General features: G+C 60.9%; 15 protein-coding genes. 14 read left to right on the top strand and 1 reads right to left on the bottom strand.

Translation table 11 applies throughout. The features are described 5' to 3' along the window. The first annotated feature begins 15 nt into the window (after window positions 1-15). Genes NCT05_RS13780 through NCT05_RS13770 form a run of 3 tightly spaced genes read left to right on the top strand, consistent with a single transcriptional unit; the run spans window position 16 to window position 3,117 of the window. Complete coding sequence (locus NCT05_RS13780) at window positions 16-1,026, top strand: aspartate carbamoyltransferase catalytic subunit (protein ID WP_250502575.1); 1,011 nt, start codon at window positions 16-18, stop codon at window positions 1,024-1,026. A 10-nt stretch (window positions 1,027-1,036) separates the two neighbouring features. Continuing rightward, window positions 1,037-2,314, top strand: coding sequence for a dihydroorotase (locus NCT05_RS13775; protein ID WP_250502574.1), 1,278 nt, complete (start codon window positions 1,037-1,039; stop codon window positions 2,312-2,314). A gap of 2 nt (window positions 2,315-2,316) precedes the next feature. Beyond that, entirely contained in the window at window positions 2,317-3,117 is an 801-nt protein-coding gene (locus NCT05_RS13770; protein WP_250502573.1) for a lysophospholipid acyltransferase family protein, read from the top strand. Here NCT05_RS13770 and NCT05_RS13765 read toward each other — a convergent pair. Next, window positions 3,086-3,940 carry a symmetrical bis(5'-nucleosyl)-tetraphosphatase gene (locus NCT05_RS13765; protein ID WP_250502572.1) on the bottom strand — a complete coding sequence of 285 codons (855 nt, stop codon included), beginning with the start codon at window positions 3,938-3,940 and terminating at the stop codon, window positions 3,086-3,088. The two genes, NCT05_RS13770 and NCT05_RS13765, sit on opposite strands and share 32 nt — an antisense overlap. A 355-nt stretch (window positions 3,941-4,295) precedes the next feature. On the opposite strand from NCT05_RS13765, the gene rfbB reads away from it, so the two are divergent. The 11 genes from rfbB to NCT05_RS13710 form a co-directional block, all read left to right on the top strand. After that, on the top strand, window positions 4,296-5,357 hold the full coding sequence (gene rfbB / locus NCT05_RS13760) for a dTDP-glucose 4,6-dehydratase (protein WP_250502571.1): 1,062 nt from the start codon (window positions 4,296-4,298) through the stop codon (window positions 5,355-5,357). A 10-nt stretch (window positions 5,358-5,367) separates the two neighbouring features. Further along, the gene (rfbA, locus tag NCT05_RS13755) at window positions 5,368-6,261 is read left to right on the top strand and encodes a glucose-1-phosphate thymidylyltransferase RfbA (protein WP_250502570.1); all 894 of its coding nucleotides are present in this window, start codon (window positions 5,368-5,370) and stop codon (window positions 6,259-6,261) included. Further along, window positions 6,246-6,797, top strand: a complete 552-nt coding sequence (rfbC, locus tag NCT05_RS13750; RefSeq protein ID WP_250502569.1) for a dTDP-4-dehydrorhamnose 3,5-epimerase — start codon at window positions 6,246-6,248, stop codon at window positions 6,795-6,797. Before rfbA ends, rfbC begins: the two co-directional genes overlap by 16 nt. An 8-nt stretch (window positions 6,798-6,805) precedes the next feature. Next, entirely contained in the window at window positions 6,806-7,717 is a 912-nt protein-coding gene (rfbD, locus tag NCT05_RS13745) for a dTDP-4-dehydrorhamnose reductase (protein ID WP_250502568.1), read from the top strand. A 110-nt stretch (window positions 7,718-7,827) separates the two neighbouring features. Beyond that, complete coding sequence (locus NCT05_RS13740) at window positions 7,828-8,727, top strand: glycosyltransferase family 2 protein (RefSeq protein ID WP_250502645.1); 900 nt, start codon at window positions 7,828-7,830, stop codon at window positions 8,725-8,727. 66 nt (window positions 8,728-8,793) lie between these two features. Continuing rightward, the gene (locus NCT05_RS13735; RefSeq protein WP_502801792.1) at window positions 8,794-9,576 is read left to right on the top strand and encodes an ABC transporter permease; all 783 of its coding nucleotides are present in this window, start codon (window positions 8,794-8,796) and stop codon (window positions 9,574-9,576) included. A 10-nt stretch (window positions 9,577-9,586) separates the two neighbouring features. After that, on the top strand, window positions 9,587-10,333 hold the full coding sequence (locus tag NCT05_RS13730) for an ABC transporter ATP-binding protein (protein ID WP_250502566.1): 747 nt from the start codon (window positions 9,587-9,589) through the stop codon (window positions 10,331-10,333). A gap of 28 nt (window positions 10,334-10,361) precedes the next feature. Next, window positions 10,362-12,815, top strand: coding sequence for a glycosyltransferase family protein (locus tag NCT05_RS13725; protein WP_250502565.1), 2,454 nt, complete (start codon window positions 10,362-10,364; stop codon window positions 12,813-12,815). Next, window positions 12,812-13,792 carry a CgeB family protein gene (locus NCT05_RS13720; RefSeq protein ID WP_250502564.1) on the top strand — a complete coding sequence of 327 codons (981 nt, stop codon included), beginning with the start codon at window positions 12,812-12,814 and terminating at the stop codon, window positions 13,790-13,792. The genes NCT05_RS13725 and NCT05_RS13720 overlap by 4 nt, the downstream gene beginning before the upstream one ends. A 633-nt stretch (window positions 13,793-14,425) precedes the next feature. Further along, on the top strand, window positions 14,426-16,369 hold the full coding sequence (locus NCT05_RS13715; protein WP_250502563.1) for a rhamnan synthesis F family protein: 1,944 nt from the start codon (window positions 14,426-14,428) through the stop codon (window positions 16,367-16,369). A gap of 112 nt (window positions 16,370-16,481) precedes the next feature. Next, the coding region (locus NCT05_RS13710; RefSeq protein ID WP_250502562.1) for a rhamnan synthesis F family protein at window positions 16,482-17,656 on the top strand (1,175 nt) is incomplete at its 3' end.

Genomic DNA, 17,656 nt, shown 5'->3' with positions numbered 1-17,656 from the left:
ACATCCGGGATCGACATGAATACCGCCACCGAAGGCGCCGCCGCGCCCGACACCTTTCGCTACGGCTTTCTCAAGGGCAATCCGCAGCTGACGAAGAACGGCGAGCTGAAGCACCTGTTGAGCATCGAAGGATTGCCGCGCTCGATCGTCACGCACATCCTCGATACCGCCGAGCAGTTCGTCAGCGTGACCGACCGCGAAGTGAAGAAGGTGCCGCTTTTGCGCGGCAAGTCGGTGTTCAATCTCTTCTTCGAGAACTCGACACGCACGCGCACCACGTTCGAGATCGCGGCGAAGCGTCTTTCGGCCGACGTGCTGAATCTGAACATCAACGCATCGTCGACGAGCAAAGGTGAATCGCTGCTCGACACGATCAACAATCTCTCCGCGATGCACGCCGACATGTTCGTCGTGCGTCACGCATCGAGCGGCGCGCCGTATCTGATCGCCGAGCATTGCGCGCCGCACGTGCACGTCATCAATGCGGGCGATGGCCGTCACGCGCATCCGACGCAGGGCCTGCTCGACATGTACACGATCCGCCATTACAAGCGCGACTTCACGAAGCTGCGCGTGGCGATCGTCGGCGACATCCTGCATTCGCGCGTCGCGCGCTCCGACATTCACGCGCTGACGACGCTCGGCGTGCCCGAAGTGCGCGCGATCGGACCGCGCACGCTGTTACCGGGCAATCTCGATCAGATGGGCGTGCACGTCTACCACAATCTCGACGAAGGGCTGAAGGGCGTCGACGTCATCATCATGCTGCGCCTGCAGAACGAGCGCATGAGCGGCGCGCTCTTGCCGTCCGCGCAGGAGTACTTCAAGAGCTGGGGATTGACGCCCGAGCGTCTCGCGCTCGCCGCGCCCGATGCGATCGTCATGCATCCCGGCCCGATGAATCGCGGCGTGGAAATCGACTCGCAAGTGGCCGACGGCCCGCGGTCGGTCATCCTGAATCAGGTGACTTTCGGCATCGCCGTGCGCATGGCGGTGATGGGCATCGTGGCCGGCAACACTGACTGACAAAGACGACATGAAGATCCAGATTCAGAACGGCACGATCATCGATCCGGCGGCCGGCACGGAAGAGCGCAAGGACGTGTTCATCGCGGCGGGCAGGATCGTCGGCATCGGCGAGGCGCCCGCGGATTTCAACGCGGCCAAGGTCATCGACGCTTCGGGGCTTTACGTCGCGCCGGGTTTCGTCGATTTGTCGGCGCGTCTGCGCGAACCGGGCTTCGAACACAAGGCGACGCTCGAATCCGAGATGGCCGCCGCGATGGCGGGCGGCGTGACGAGTCTCGTGTGCCCGCCCGACACCGATCCGACGCTCGACGAACCCGGTCTTGTCGAAATGCTCAAGTTTCGCGCGCAGAAGCTGCATCTCGCGCACGTGTATCCGCTCGGCGCGCTGACGGTCGGGCTCAAGGGCGAGACCATCACCGAGATGGTCGAGCTGACCGAAGCGGGCTGCGTCGGCTTTTCGCAGGCGGATAACCCGATCGTCGATACGCGCACGCTGCAACGCGCGCTGCAGTACGCGACCACGTACGGCTATACCGCGTGGCTGCGTCCGCAGGATGCATACATGTCGAAGGGCGGCGTGGCGGCGAGCGGCGCGGTGGCGTCGCGGCTGGGGCTGTCGGGCGTGCCGGTGTCGGCGGAAACGATCGCGCTGCATACCATTTTCGAACTGATGCGCGTGACGGGCGCCCGTGTGCATTTGTCGCATCTGTCGTCGGCGGCGGGCGTCGCGCTCGTGCGCGCGGCGAAGGCCGAAGGAATCGCCGTGTCGTGCGACGTGACCATCAATCACGTGCATCTGACAGATATCGACATCGGCTATTTCGATTCGCAATTCCGGCTCGATCCGCCGCTGCGTCAGCAACGCGACCGCGATGCAATACGCGCGGGCCTCGCCGATGGCACCATCGACGCGATCTGCTCCGATCACACGCCGCTCGACGACGACGAAAAGCTACTGCCCTTCGCCGAAGCGACGCCCGGCGCGACCGGCCTCGAATTGCTGCTGTCGCTGACGGTGAAGTGGGCGCGCGAAGCGAACGTGCCGCTCGCGAAGGCGCTGTCGCGCATCACGTCCGCGCCCGCCGACGTGCTGAAGCTCCCCGCCGGCCGCATTGCGACGGGCGCGCTCGCCGATCTGTGCGTGTTCGATGCGGCGAGCGAATGGCGCGTCGATCCGCTGAAGCTGAAGAGCCAGGGCCGCAACACGCCGTTTCGTGGCTACGAATTGCCGGCGCGCGTGCGTGCGACGGTGGTCGGCGGTCACGTCGCTTACGAGAGCCGCTGAACATGCGCTTCGCATGGCGCAAGCTGCGGCTCGTCGCGCATCTGTTATACGGCATGTGGATCGTCGCGACGCGCTTTGCCCGCGCGTCGGCGGCCGAACGCGCCGAGATGAATCGACTGTGGTCGCTCGAAATGCTGCGGCTTTCGGGGATGAAGCTCGTCGTGCATAACGACGAGGCGCGGCTCGATAGCGGCGTGCTCGTCGTCGGCAATCATATTTCGTGGATCGATATCTACGTCATTAACGCGTGGCGTCCGACGCCGTTCGTGTCGAAGGCCGAGATCCGCAAGTGGCCGGTGGTCGGCTGGCTCGCGCATCAACTCGACACGGTGTTCGTGCAGCGCGAGAAGCGCAGCGATGCGAAGCGCATCATGCACGAGCTCGCGGAGCGTCTGCTCGCCGGCGAAAAGATGTGCGTCTTTCCCGAAGGCACGACCTCGGACGGGCAAGCGCTGCTGCCCTTTCACGCGAACATGTTTCAGGCCGCTGTATCAGCGTCGTGCCCGGTGCAGCCGATCTGCCTGATGTACGAGGATGCGCGCGGAAGGCAATCGACCGCGCCGGCGTATATCGGCGATATGTCGCTCAACGATTCGCTCGATGCGCTCTTGCGCGCGCGGCCGCTTACCGCGCATCTGTACGTGTGTGACGCGCTCGCACCGGGCGCGGATCGGCGGCTGCTGGCGTGCGAGGCCCAGGCTTCTGTCGATGCGGCGCTCCAGCGCATGCGCGGCTTGTCGGCCGCCGCCGATGCGATGCCAGAGGTGCCGTTCACTTCTTCATCGCACAGCTCACCTGCGTGACGACGCGCTCTGCGGGATCGGCCGTCAGGCGCACCGCCGACAGCTTGTTGCCCCACACGCAGCCCGAATCGAGGCAGAGAACGTCGTCGCGGATCATGAGACCGAGCGCGGCCCAGTGGCCGAAGACGATCGTCACGTCCTGCGTGCGGCGGTCCGGCACGTCGAACCACGGCATGTAGCCGGGCGGCGCTGCGTCGGGGCCGCCGTTGTTGGCGAACTCCATCGCGCCTTCGGGTGTGCAGAAGCGGATGCGCGACAACGCGTTATAGATCACGCGCAGCCGGTCGGCGCCCTTCAGTGAATCGTCCCAGCGATGCGGCTCGTTGCCGTAGAGCGACGCGAGCGTCTCTTTCCAGTTCGGCGCGCGCAACGCCTGCTCCAGCTCGTGCGCGAGCGCCATCGTCATCGCCGCGTCCCATTGCGGCAGCACGCCCGCGTGAACCATCAGGATGCCGTGCTCGAAGTGCGCGACCGGCTTGTGCCGCACCCATTCGATGAGATCGTCGGCATCGGGCGCCTCGAGGATGTCATCGAGCGTGTCGCCTTTCTTCGGCTTGCGCAGACCCGCCGCGACGGACAGCAGATTCAGATCGTGATTGCCGAGCACGACGGTCGCGCGCGAGCCGAGCGCGATCACTTCGCGCAGCGTCTGCAACGACTTCGGCCCCCGGTTGATGAGATCGCCCGCGAACCAGAGCGGCGTGCCGGGCTCGGGCGCGGCTTTCCTCAACAGACGATGGAACGGGTCGCAGCAACCCTGCAGGTCGCCGAAGACGAGCGGCGCGGGAGAGACGTCGATGCTGGAGGTCAGGGCGTCGGTCATTGAAAAAGCGCGTGTTTGATAAGCCGCGAAACCGGCTCCGAATTGAAATATCCGGGCATTATGAAACAGTTATTGAATAGCTGTCTGTTCATACGAAACGTGAATTGACACATGCAGCTACATATTGCAACGGGTTGCAACCTTCAAACGGCGGCGCTGTATCAGTTTGTTAGGCGTGTAGTTTTAGCATGGTCTCGCCTTATAATCACTGTCTGCCAGACTGGACGTCGTGGCAGTCGGGTTTCGGTCACATATTCCGCGTGAATGCCGATTCGCCGTTTAACACGCAATCTTTTCCACTAAACAGGCAGCCATTGGTTTATTCCGTGGGCTGGCAGCAGCGAAGAGGGTATCTATGATTCTCGTGACGGGTGGCGCTGGTTTTATCGGCGCCAATTTTGTTCTGGATTGGCTCAACGCGTCGGATGAACCCGTTCTGAACGTCGACAAACTGACGTACGCGGGCAATTTGGGAACGCTCAAGTCGCTCAAGGACGACGCCCGCCACGTGTTCGCGCGCGCGGACATCTGCGATCGCGCGGCAATCGACGCCCTGCTGGCCAAGCACAAGCCGCGCGCCATCCTGCATTTCGCCGCCGAGAGCCACGTCGACCGCTCGATCCACGGCCCGGCCGATTTCGTGCAGACCAACGTCGTGGGCACCTTCACGCTGCTCGAAGCCGCGCGCATGTACTGGTGCAAGCTGCCCGAAGAAGAGAAGCAGGCGTTCCGCTTCCTTCATGTATCGACGGACGAAGTGTTCGGCTCGCTGTCGGCCACCGATCCTCAATTCTCCGAGACCACGCCCTACGCGCCGAACAGCCCCTACTCGGCGACCAAGGCGGGCTCCGACCATCTGGTGCGCGCGTATCACCATACGTACGGCCTGCCGGTGCTGACCACCAACTGCTCGAATAACTACGGCCCGTACCAGTTCCCCGAGAAGCTCATCCCGCTGATGATCGCCAACGCGCTTGCCGGCAAGCCGCTGCCGGTGTACGGCGACGGCCAGAACGTGCGCGACTGGCTGTACGTGGGCGATCACTGCTCCGCGATCCGCGAAGTGCTAGCGCGCGGCGCGCTCGGCGAGACGTACAACGTCGGCGGCTGGAACGAGAAGAAGAATCTCGACGTCGTGCATACGCTATGCGACCTGCTGGACAAAGCGCAGCCGAAGTCGGGCGGCTCGTATCGCGATCAGATCACCTATGTGAAGGACCGGCCGGGCCACGATCGCCGCTATGCGATCGATGCGCGCAAGCTCGAACGCGAACTCGGCTGGAAACCCGCGGAAACCTTCGAGACCGGTCTCGCGAAGACGGTTCAGTGGTATCTGGACAATCAGGCGTGGGCCGACGAAGTGGCTTCCGGCGAATACCGGAAATGGGTCGAGACGAACTACGCGCAGCGCGCGTAAGGGGCTGAGCATGGCGCGCAAAGGCATTATTCTCGCCGGCGGTTCCGGCACGCGGCTCTATCCGATCACGCATGCCGTGTCGAAGCAGCTGCTGCCCGTGTACGACAAGCCGATGATCTACTATCCGCTGTCCACGCTGATGATCGCGGGCATTCGCGACGTGCTCGTCATCTCGACGCCGCAGGACACCCCGCGCTTCGAGTCGATGCTCGGCGACGGCAGCCAGTGGGGCATGAATATCCAGTACGCCGTGCAGCCGTCGCCGGACGGGCTCGCGCAGGCGTTCATCATCGGGCGCGAGTTCGTCGGCAACGATCCGTCGGCGCTCATTCTCGGCGACAATATCTTCTACGGGCACGATCTCGCCAAGCAGCTTGAAAGCGCCGACACGCGCACGGACGGCGCGACGGTGTTCGCGTATCACGTGCACGATCCGGAGCGCTATGGCGTGGTCGAATTCGACCGGCAGTTCCGCGCGTTGTCGATCGAAGAGAAGCCCGCGAAGCCGCGTTCGAACTACGCGGTCACCGGTCTGTACTTCTACGACAACGAGGTCTGCGATATCGCGGCGGACATCAAGCCGTCGCCGCGCGGCGAGCTCGAGATCACCGATGTCAACTCGCGCTATCTCGAGAGCAAGCAGCTCGACGTCGAGATCATGGGGCGCGGTTACGCGTGGCTCGATACCGGCACGCACGACTCGCTGATCGAAGCGGCCACGTTCATCGCGACGCTGCAGAAGCGTCAGGGTCTCGTGGTGGCTTGTCCCGAGGAAATCGCGTATCGCAAGGGATGGATCGGCGAGGAGCAACTGCTCGCGCTCGCCAAGCCCTTGTCGAAGAACGCCTACGGTCAATATCTGCTCAATCTCCCACAGGACCAAGTCGCATGGCCATCCAAGTAACCGCTACCGCGCTGCCGGAAGTCAAGATCATCGAGCCGAAGGTGTTCGGCGATGCGCGCGGCTTCTTCTACGAAAGCTTCAACGCGCGTGAGTTCGCGGAGCACGTCGAAAGCGGCGTCGAGTTCGTGCAGGACAATCATTCGCGTTCGGCCAAGGGCGTGCTGCGCGGTCTGCATTATCAGATCCAGCATCCGCAAGGGAAGCTCGTGCGTGTCGTGGAAGGCGAAGTGTTCGATGTCGCCGTCGATATCCGTAAAAGCTCGCCGAACTTCGGCAAATGGGTCGGCGTGAATCTGTCCGCCGAGAACAACCGGCAATTGTGGGTGCCGCCGGGATTCGCGCACGGGTTCGTCGTGCTGTCCGAGTCGGCGCAGTTCCTCTACAAGACCACGGATTACTGGTATCAGGCGCACGAGCGCAGCATCGTGTGGAACGATCCGGAGATCGGCATCGAATGGCCGATCGATTTTGAGCCGATGCTCGCGGCCAAGGATGCGGCGGGCAAGCGCTTGTCCGAAGCCGATTGCTTCGAGTGAGCACGCCGATGACCACGTCTACTGAACGCACCATCCTGCTGACTGGCATCAACGGTCAGGTCGGTTTCGAGCTGGCGCGCAGCCTGCAGGGTTTGGGGAACGTCACCGCGCTCGATCGCTCCAGTTTGGATCTGGGAGACATCGAACAGATCCGTCGTGTCGTGCGTGAGATCAAACCGGCGCTCATCGTGAACCCGGCCGCCTACACCGCGGTCGACAAGGCCGAGACGGACGTCGATGCAGCCATGCGCCTGAACGCCGAAGCGCCGGCCGTTCTCGCCGAAGAGGCGAAGAAGCTCGGTGCGGCGCTGGTCCACTATTCGACTGACTACGTCTTTAATGGCAAGAAGGACGGCGCGTATGTCGAAGACGACGCCGTCGATCCGCAGAATGTGTACGGCAAAAGCAAGCTCGCGGGAGAGCAGGCGATTGCAGCATCGGGCTGCGACCATCTGATATTCCGCACGAGTTGGGTCTACGGCATGCGCGGCAAGAATTTTCTGCTCACCATGCTGCGGCTGGGCGCGGAGAAGGACGAACTCAACGTCGTGGCGGACCAGATCGGTGCGCCGACGTGGTCGAACACTATTGCTACGCTGACCGCGGGTGTGCTGTCGCAAGCGTGCGCGGTCGAATCCGACAAGGCGGGCGGCGATGGCGGAGACTGGTGGCGGCGCAATAGCGGCATCTATCATCTGACGGCTTCCGGGGCAACGTCCTGGCACGGTTTCGCGGAGGCGATCTTCCGCTTGTCCAGCCTCGAGAAGCAGCCTAAGGTCAATCCCATTCCCGCTTCGGCGTATCCAGTTCCGGCGGTTCGTCCTACCAACTCGCGGATGTCGAACGAGAAACTGCTGAGGACGTTCGGACTGAAGGCCCCGGAGTGGGATCAGGCGCTGCGGCTTTCGCTCGCTTGCTGATCCGAGGTTGCCGAACGAATCGCTCATGATGAAGACAATGTTCATCCGTACGGGTTTTCACAACGTACGCACTCGGGAGCGTTCGCCCGTTTCGTTGCGGGTGTCACTGCATCGTGGCTGAGGCGCGTGAAGTCGGCATCGTCGTCGTGTTTTATCATCCCGACGCCGAATGCATCAGGCGTGCGAACTGGTTCGCCGGGTTCGGGACGTGCGTCGTCGTGGATAACACAGAGGCGCTCCGCACCGCCGTCGATCTCGGCCTGCGAGCCGATGTACTGTATTTGCCGAACGGGGCAAACCTCGGCGTTGCCACTGCGATCAATCAGGGCGTGGCGCAACTGCTCGAGCGCGGGTGTTCATACGCACTGATTTTCGATCAGGACAGCGAGCCCTCGGCAGAGTTGCTTACTGGATTGCCAGCGTTAGTCGAACGTGCATTAAGGGCCAGACAGCGCGTGGCGCTGATCGGACCCGCGTACGACGACGCGCGGCTCGGTGGTACAGCGCCTTTCGTGCGCTTCAAGTTCCCGGCGCTCGAACGTATCGAACCCGCCGGGACCGAGCCTATTCCGGTGGATTTCCTGATTTCGTCGGGATCGTGCATCAACTTGAAGGCGTGGCATGATATCGGCCCGATGGACGACGCGCTTTTCATCGATTTCGTGGATCTCGAATGGTGCGTGCGAGCGCAGGTCAAGGGCTACGGAGTGTTCGGCTCGCCGACCTTGCATCTCGCGCACTTTCTTGGCGGCGAGCCGATCCGCGTGCTGGGCCGGTCGTACCCGAGTCACAGCCCGTTGCGTCACTATTATCTGTTTCGTAACGCAACGGCGCTAATCTGCCGTGGATACATGCCTTGGACCTGGAAGTGGACCGAACTGACGAAGATGCCGGTTCGGCTGGTGATCTATGGCGGCTGGCTCAAGCCGCGCAGGGCGCATCTCGCAATGGCGCTGCGCGGCATATGGGATGGACTCACTGGCAAAATGGGAGCATTCGATCGCGGTTGAATGCGGCGCGCGGTCAATGCGTCGAATTCCTCAAACAATTAATTTTGATTTCCTCGGAAGGCAGCAATCTTGAAACAAAGCACGCAAGACCTGACTCGAAGCCTTGGCGCCTGGAGGCTGTGGACGCTCCTGGGCTGGCTGGAAGTGCGCCAGCGCTATGCGCGTTCTCGCGTCGGACCGTTCTGGCTGACGATCAGCATGGGCGTGATGATCGGTTCCATCGGCGTGGTGTACGGCACCCTGTTCGGGCAGTCGATGCGGGAATACCTGCCGTTCCTGGCAATCAGTCTGGTGATGTGGACCGCATTCTCAACCACAGTGACCGAAGGCGCGATGGCCTACATCAGCAGCGGGCAGTTCATTAGGCAGGCTTCGACGCCCAAGCTTATCTTCGTGTTGCAGGTGGTTTGGCGCAATCTTGTAATCCTAGCTCACAACTTCGTCATCGTCGTGTTGCTGCTGGCAGTGTTCGGCGTGAAGAGCTGGGAGACGCTTCCCGTGTTTTTGCCCGCCCTCGTGCTCTACATGCTGAACGCGATGTGGATCACGATGGTGGTCGGCCTGCTCTCGGCGCGTTTCCGTGATCTGCCGCAAATCATCACCGCGCTCATGCAGATGGCATTCTATGTCACACCTATCCTGTTCAAACCAGCGTCGCTTAGCCGCTTCACGTTCGTGGTCGAATGGAATCCGCTCGCGTATCTGATCGACCTCGTGCGCGCACCACTGATCGGACAGTTTCCGAGCGCGCAGACCTGGGGCGTCTGCGTGGCGATGGCGGTGGTGGGTTGGCTGCTGGGCCTCACTTTGACCGGCCGCTACCTCAAGCGTATTCCGTACTGGGTGTAACCAAAAGAACATGGCATTTATCGAACTCAAAGGCGCGACGCTCGACCTACCCATCTACGATGTCCGCGGACGCTCGCTGAAGAAAAAAGTGATGCGCATCGGGCGCAAGAACACCATCGCCGAAGACCACGACGGCGTGATCATCGTTCGCGCTTTGGACAACATCGATCTGCGTTTCGAGAGAGGCGACCGTATCGGACTGATCGGCCATAACGGTGCGGGGAAGTCCACGCTGCTGCGCACGATGGCAGGCATTTACGCGCCGACCGGCGGAACGGTCACAAGCGACGGCAAGATCGTGCCGTTGCTCGATATCAGCCTCGGCATGGATGAGAATTCGACCGGCATGCAGAACATTCGTCTGCGCGGCCTTTTGCTCGGCATGTCGGACAGCGAAATCCGAGAGAAACAGCAGGCTATCGCAGATTTCTGTGAACTGGGCGACTATCTCGATCTGCCGCTGCGGACTTATTCGAGCGGCATGCGCGTGCGCCTGGCATTCGCCGTTTCCACGGCTGTGGACGCGGAAATCCTTCTGCTCGACGAAGTGATGGGCGTCGGCGATGCATCGTTCATGCACAAAGCGAAAGATCGCCTTGCCGATCTTCACAGCCGCGCGGAAATCGTCGTGCTCGCGATGCACTCGAATCCGGAGATCCGCCGCGTGTGCAACAAGGTGCTGTGGATGGAGCGAGGCCGTGTGCGCGCGTTTGGCCCGATGGAAGAGGTGCTGAGCCAGTACGAGGCCACCACGTAGCCGCCCGGTAAGAACTACGAGAAGAAGCATGATCGATTTCCCGTTCCGGGTTCTGTTATTCGATACGAAATACAGAAATCCGAACCACTATATCTGCCTGGCGCTTTTCAGCGCGCTCCAGCGGCATCCGGACGTCGCGTTCGTCGCGAAGTGCGATCCGCTCGACGCGGTTTCCGTGGCGGCCAAGAACGGGTGCAATCTGTTCATCGCGTTCGACGGTGAAGAGTTGGACGAAGTGCTGTGTCAGCGCATTGCCGCAGTGTGTGGGCGTTCGCTGCTTTGGGTCACGGAAGATCCTTATGAGTTGAGGGCTAACGTGCGTCACGCGAAGCTGTTCGACCTGGTCTTCACGAACGATTCCTCCAGTGTCGGTGCGTATGGAGCGAAAGGTCGTCATCTGCCGCTGGCAGGTGCTGTCGAGTTTCATTCGTTCACTGTTCAGCCCGCCGACCGGCCTCTGCGTTACGATCTTTTTTTTGCTGGCACGGCGTGGCCTAACCGCAGCGCGTTCGTCCGCTCCATCCTCGGAGAGATGCCGGCGAACTGGAAGTTCAAGCTCGCGTTGCCGACCAATCAGTTTCTGCCGCCGCACGGCGTGGATCTGCCCGAAAGCACCCTGTCATGGCGCACGCCTCCGCCTGAGTTCGCGCGATTCGTCAACCGCAGTGCGGTCACGCTGCTGCTGCCGCGGGTGTTCTCGGCGTCGGCAGGTGGGCGCGAACGCGCCGAGACGCCGCCTCCGCGTCTTTTCGAGGCGGCGCTGGCGGGCGGTGTGCAGATGGTGCACGAGTCGCTGGATGAAGTCACGCGCTTCTTCGAGCCGGACAATGAGATTGTCCTGTTTTCCTCGACCGCGGATTTCCTGAAAAAGGCCGCGCGCGTGATCGGCGACCGCGCGTACCGCGATTCGCTCGCAATGGCTGCGCGCGAACGGGCGCTTGCCGAGCACACCTACGACAATCGCGTTGAGACCATTCTCACGCAGGCCCGAGATATCGTGCGAACGGCGGCGCACGTCGATCCAGGTAAGCCGCGTACTGTCATGTTCGTCACGCACAACGTCGTAGGACTCGGCCATTTCGGCGGTGTCGAGGTGTATCTCGACCGCATCCGCAAGCAACTCGGATCTGACTGGAAGATTCTCTTCTATCTGCTGGGCGAAGGGGCGAAATCGCGCGACGCACTTGTGCTGGCGGACGACTACACGGAAGTGAAGCGTTATCGCGTAAGCGAGGGCTATGATTCCAGCGTGCTTTCTTCCCCCGCGCAGGAACACGCTTTCCGGCTCGCGCTACTTGAGCATGGCGTAGATCTCGTTCATTTCCATCACTTCATTGGACACGTCCCGTCACTCATGTACGTGGCTCAGGAGCTTGGCGTTCCGAGCGCGTTCACGGCCCACGATTTTTTTCCGGTGTGTCACGAGTTCAACCTGCTCTCGTTCAAGAACCAGTTCTGCGGCGCACCGGATGTATCCATTTCGCAGTGCGACGTCTGTCTGTGGCAGAAGCATCGTATCGCGCCGGGCTCGCAGGCAAGACGACGGGCATTTTGGGACGACGCCCTGCGACACTGCGATCTGCTCATCTTCAATACGGCGGGTACGCGCGATACATATGCGCGGATGCTGCCCTCCGTGCGCCAGCATGAGAGGGTGCATATTCTGCCGGTTCCCGTGCCTGACGCACCCGTGCGCCGTCGGCGAAATCAACGCGCTCGGGACAAGCTGAAGATTGCGCTGCTCGGCAACGTGACACGGCAGAAGGGCGGAGAGGTGATCGGCCGCGTGCTGCCGATGTTTGCGAATGCGCCCGTCGAATTCCACGTGTTCGGCCGTATCGATTTCGGTTTCAGCCATCTCGAGCGTATGAAGAAGCAGGGAAACGTGATCGTCCATGGTTCTTATGCACCGGACGCGCTACCCGACGCGCTGAACGAATGCGACGCCTCGCTCCATCTTTCGATCTGGCCTGAAACCTATTGCCTGACGTTGTCGGAAGTGTGGCAGAGGAACATCGTGCCGATCGTGAGCGACATCGGCGCGCTCGGTGAGCGCGTGCAGCACGGCGTCAACGGCTTGAAGATCGCGCCCGAGAGCGAGGGTGAACTCATGGACGCGATCAGGCGGCTGATCGACGAACCCGGACTGCTCGACGTGCTTCACGAGAACATCACGGAGCAGTTGTACGCGGGCGTGTGGGCGCACGTCGAGGCGTTGTGCGAAGCATATCGGTCCATCATGCGCGCCCCGCAAGCACCCGTTGCAGCGGATGCGCAGATCAGACAGCCGAGCCTTGCCGACCTGGGCATCGTCCTGCACTCGTCGAAGTGGCATGTGGGTGCGAGCGAACGTGGCGCGGCTATGTCCTCTTCCGCGGCACGCATGGTATTTGTGGCGAGGCGGCTGGCGAGTCTCTATCGTTCGCATGGCCTGAAACGGGCGCTACAGCTCGTGGCGAACCGTGTGCGGAGCAGGCTATGAGCGCACCGCTGAAAGTGCTCGTGTGTGGGGCGTCTCCGGATTCGATCAACAATAACGCTGTGCTTCGAGGCTATGTCGCTAACGGCTTCCGCGCGCTCGAGCAAGTGAGCGAGGTACGCACATCCTCGCTCGAAAGCGCGGAGCAGATTGCTCGCATTTTCGAGCCGCAAATCATCGTGGTATTCGGATCCTGCATGCCGTCGACCTCGCACTATCTCGGTCTCAAGGAGGTCGCGCTCGATACGTCTGCATGCCTTGCGTTTTGGCTACATGACGATCCTTACGAGTTCGACTTTGCGTTCAAGATCACTCCGCTCGCGGATGTGATCTTCTCGAATGACCGCTGGGCCACGACCCACTATGCGCATCCGAACGTGCATCACCTGCCGCTTGCCGCGGACCCTGTGGCGCACGTGCGACCGTGGAATCCGCATAAGGCGCGCGACGTGTTTTTTTGCGGCGTCGGGTTTCCGAACCGGGCTGCCTTGCTGCACGATTGTGCAGAGGCGCTGGCGCCGTTCGAGGTGTCCGTGCTCGGATCGGAATGGCCGACGGGAACGCCTTTCACGCAAAATCGCCGCATTGCCAATGACGAATTGCCTGACTGGTGCGCCAGTTCACTTGCGACGCTCAATTTGGGCCGCCGTTTCAACCTCGCCAATAGCCGCTTCAACCTCGAAGCATCGACTCCGGGACCACGTACGTTCGAAGCGGCCGCCGCCGGGACCGTGCAGTGTTTCTTCGTAGAGAGCCTGGAGATCGAACGTTATTACGACGAGGGAAGTGAGATCTTGCTTTTTGACACTCCCGCCGAATTGCGCCAGCTCATCGAAATGTTGCGCGACGAACCGGCGCGCGCGGAATCGATCGCACTCGCCGCGCGAGAGCGGACGTTGCGCGACCACACGTACGCGAATCGATGTGCACGTGTGCTGGACGTCGTGATCTCGTCTGGTGCGCTTAGAAACAACCATTAGCAACATCGCCTATTGCGAGGCGACTTTGCATGCTTACTTGATTTGTATCGATGGAACGAATGTCTGCGATTCTCGTCGCCTCGGGCGATCGCAGTAGAATGGCCCAACGATTAGGCGTCTGCGTAGTGCGCGGCGAGAGCAGATACCTTTCGCGAAGCGTCTCGTAACGCCAGTCTGTCCTCGCTCTGCTGCCGAACTTCGACGATAGCTCTGCAGTCCGCGGGCGTATCGATTGACCAGGTCGGAACAAGCGGTACAGCTTTCAACTGCGGACAGGTCAAGCGGGACATGAATCTTGTGGGCTCGCATGCGCTGGCCCGGGCAATCGTAGCGGCATGCAGTCCAAGGGCGTGCGCGGCGTTTCTTCGCCAGCCCTCGAATTCATTTCGTGCGACGAGGATTGCGCTTCGAAGTCGCTGTGAAATGTGGTGAAGGGGCAGTCTGTGGCCCGGTGGATGAGGATAGAATTGCTAACCGTATACATCGTGGATGCGCGTGCGACTGCGTTTATCTGATAACACCCGACAGCGGCGCAACATATTGATTGCCGTTGGGAAGCCCGTTTTTCGCTGGATGTCGCGATCCACAGCAAGCTGAACGTGGAGTGCCCGATATCCTGAATTACAAAAGACAATGAACGCTGAGCCAAACAACACAATGCGTCGGATCTGTTTGTTTTCGTTCTACGACGAACAAGGGTTAGTTGACGATTACGTCGTCTTTCTGTTGAAGGAGCTTGGACGGTTCGTCGAGAAGATCATATTTTTCTCGAATGGTCCGCTGTCGAAGGACGGAGAGATCGCGCTGCACGGCGTGGTTCACGAGGTGGTGGTGCGTCCGAACGAAGGCTTCGACGTGCTGGCCTACAAGGAAGGATTGGAGAGGATCGGGTTCGACAGCGCGGGGCGCTACGACGAAGTGCTGATGATGAACCACACGTGCTACGGGCCGGTATATCCGTTCGCCGAGTTGTTCGAGGAAATGAGTGCGCGGGCGTGCGACTTTTGGGGCATCACGGCGCATTTGGAGATGACGCCGAATCCGTTCACGGGCCACGGCAAGCTGCCTTATCACCTGAACACGAATTTCGTTGCGGTGCGTAGCGGCATGCTGCGCTCACAGACGTTCAAGCAGTACTGGGAGCGGCTGCAGGGCAGCAAGACGTACGAAGAGGCGATTCTGAGCCATGAGGTGGTGTTCACGGAGTACTTTACCAAGCTGGGGTACGTGTGCGAGACGTACCTGGACAATGCGCGTTACGGCACGCACTATCCAGCGATCCTGGGCATCGACGAGACGCTGAAGGATCGCAATCCGCTGTTGAAGCGTCGAGCGCTATTTCATGATCCGCGGTTCCTGGAGCACTACTCGGCGGACGTGCCACGCGCGCTGCACATATTGGAGCAGACGTCGGACTACGACCGGGCGATGATCTGGCGCAACATCGTGCGCTCGGCGGAATTGCGCACGCTGAACACGAACGGGGCGTTGACGAGCGTGCTGCCCGACGTTCGGATCAAGCAGAGCGAAAAGCCGGCCAGTTGTGGACGAATCGCGCTGTGCGTGCACGTGTATTACACCGAGATGCTCGAGGAGATACTGGCGCTGGCCGACACGATTCCCGGCGAATACGACTTCGTGGCGACGACGGAGACGCAGGCGAAGAAGGAGATCATCGAGAAGACGGTGAGCGGTCGCAAGAACGTGGGCGAAGTGATCGTGCGAGTGGTTGAGCAGAACCGTGGTCGGGACATGTCGGCGCTGTTCATCAGTTGCCGGGACTTGTTCGTGGGCGACCGCTATGAACTGGTGTGTCGCCTGCACACCAAGAAGACGCCCCACTTGGCCGCGGGGCGCAGCAACATCTTCAAGCGGCACATGTTCGAAAACCTATTGAACAGCCGGGGCTACACGTCGAACGTGATCGACATGTTCCACGACAATCCGTGGATTGGTGTGGCGGTTCCACCGATTATTCAGTATTCATATGGCACGCTCGGACATTCCTGGTATGGCAATCGCGCTGCGGCCGAGAGGCTCACGAAGCTGCTCGATCTGTCTGTGCATTTCGATACCGATACGCCTGTTGCACCGTACGGTGGCATGTTCTGGTTCCGTCCGAAGGCATTGCGCAAGCTGTTTGCGCATCCGTGGAAATGGACCGATTTCGAGCCGGAGCCTTATCCGCTGGAAGGCTCGCTCGGCCACGCGCTCGAACGGCTGATGTGTTATGTCGCGCAGGACGCGCGCTATACCACGCAACAAATTCTGAGTCCACGGCATGCCGGCTGGAACTACGCGGTATTGGAATATAAGCTGCAAAAACTATCAGCGATGTTGCCCAACGGGGAGTTCAACTATCAGTGCACGCTCATGACGCAGTGGAAAAGCGCAGGCTATCCGCTATTACCGTCGTCAGGGGCGGGGCCGGTGTTGTCGCCTCAGGTTGGCGCGTCGTCGATTCGTCATGCATTCGCAGAGTTATTCCGCGCGACGAAGCGCTCCATTGCATTTCGTTCGCCGCGTGTTGCGAATGTATTGCGTCCCATCTATCGAGGAACTATCCGGCGGCGTTGAAGCGCGTCGGATCCTGGCCGGGAAGATTTGTTCGACTCGCCCACCAAACGTTGCATGAAGGAAGTGACCGGTGATACCAAGCAATCCAAATCAACTCCAACCGAAGCCGACAATGCGTCGGATCTGTTTGTTTTCGTTCTACGACGAACAAGGGTTAGTTGACGATTACGTCGTCTTTCTGTTGAAGGAGCTTGGACGGTTCGTCGAGAAGATCATATTTTTCTCGAATGGTCCGCTGTCGAAGGACGGAGAGATCGCGCTGCACGGCGTGGTTCACGAGGTGGTGGTGCGTCCGAACGAAGGCTTCGACGTGCTGGCCTACAAGGAAGGATTGGAGAGGATCGGGTTCGACAGCGCGGGGCGCTACGACGAAGTGCTGATGATGAACCACACGTGCTACGGGCCGGTATATCCGTTCGCCGAGTTGTTCGAGGAAATGAGTGCGCGGGCGTGCGACTTTTGGGGCATCACGGCGCATTTGGAGATGACGCCGAATCCGTTCACGGGCCACGGCAAGCTGCCTTATCACCTGAACACGAATTTCGTTGCGGTGCGTAGCGGCATGCTGCGCTCACAGACGTTCAAGCAGTACTGGGAGCGGCTGCAGGGCAGCAAGACGTACGAAGAGGCGATTCTGAGCCATGAGGTGGTGTTCACGGAGTACTTTACCAAGCTGGGGTACGTGTGCGAGACGTACCTGGACAATGCGCGTTACGGCACGCACTATCCAGCGATCCTGGGCATCGACGAGACGCTGAAGGATCGCAATCCGCTGTTGAAGCGTCGAGCGCTATTTCATGATCCGCGGTTCCTGGAGCACTACTCGGCGGACGTGCCACGCGCGCTGCACATATTGGAGCAGACGTCGGACTACGACCGGGCGATGATCTGGCGCAACATCGTGCGCTCGGCGGAATTGCGCACGCTGAACACGAACGGGGCGTTGACGAGCGTGCTGCCCGACGTTCGGATCAAGCAGAGCGAAAAGCCGGCCAGTTGTGGACGAATCGCGCTGTGCGTGCACGTGTATTACACCGAGATGCTCGAGGAGATACTGGCGCTGGCCGACACGATTCCCGGCGAATACGACTTCGTGGCGACGACGGAGACGCAGGCGAAGAAGGAGATCATCGAGAAGACGGTGAGCGGTCGCAAGAACGTGGGCGAAGTGATCGTGCGAGTGGTTGAGCAGAACCGTGGTCGGGACATGTCGGCGCTGTTCATCAGTTGCCGGGACTTGTTCGTGGGCGACCGCTATGAACTGGTGTGTCGCCTGCACACCAAGAA

The organism is Caballeronia sp. AZ7_KS35 (genome assembly GCF_023631045.1).
GTDB classification, from domain to species: Bacteria; Pseudomonadota; Gammaproteobacteria; order Burkholderiales; family Burkholderiaceae; genus Caballeronia; species Caballeronia zhejiangensis.
The sequence above is the reverse complement of the archived record's forward strand: the minus strand, read 5'-3'. Positions and strand labels throughout refer to the sequence as shown.

Bases quoted from the DNA above. Each gene is read 5' to 3' on its own strand.
- NCT05_RS13780 (WP_250502575.1), top strand. From the start codon at position 16: ATGAATACCGCCACCGAAGGCGCCGCCGCGCCCGACACCTTTCGCTAC.
- NCT05_RS13775 (WP_250502574.1), top strand. From the start codon at position 1,037: ATGAAGATCCAGATTCAGAACGGCACGATCATCGATCCGGCGGCCGGC.
- NCT05_RS13770 (WP_250502573.1), top strand. From the start codon at position 2,317: ATGCGCTTCGCATGGCGCAAGCTGCGGCTCGTCGCGCATCTGTTATAC.
- NCT05_RS13765 (WP_250502572.1), bottom strand. From the start codon at position 3,940: ATGACCGACGCCCTGACCTCCAGCATCGACGTCTCTCCCGCGCCGCTC.
- rfbB (WP_250502571.1), top strand. From the start codon at position 4,296: ATGATTCTCGTGACGGGTGGCGCTGGTTTTATCGGCGCCAATTTTGTT.
- rfbA (WP_250502570.1), top strand. From the start codon at position 5,368: ATGGCGCGCAAAGGCATTATTCTCGCCGGCGGTTCCGGCACGCGGCTC.
- rfbC (WP_250502569.1), top strand. From the start codon at position 6,246: ATGGCCATCCAAGTAACCGCTACCGCGCTGCCGGAAGTCAAGATCATC.
- rfbD (WP_250502568.1), top strand. From the start codon at position 6,806: ATGACCACGTCTACTGAACGCACCATCCTGCTGACTGGCATCAACGGT.
- NCT05_RS13730 (WP_250502566.1), top strand. From the start codon at position 9,587: ATGGCATTTATCGAACTCAAAGGCGCGACGCTCGACCTACCCATCTAC.
- NCT05_RS13725 (WP_250502565.1), top strand. From the start codon at position 10,362: ATGATCGATTTCCCGTTCCGGGTTCTGTTATTCGATACGAAATACAGA.
- NCT05_RS13720 (WP_250502564.1), top strand. From the start codon at position 12,812: ATGAGCGCACCGCTGAAAGTGCTCGTGTGTGGGGCGTCTCCGGATTCG.
- NCT05_RS13715 (WP_250502563.1), top strand. From the start codon at position 14,426: ATGAACGCTGAGCCAAACAACACAATGCGTCGGATCTGTTTGTTTTCG.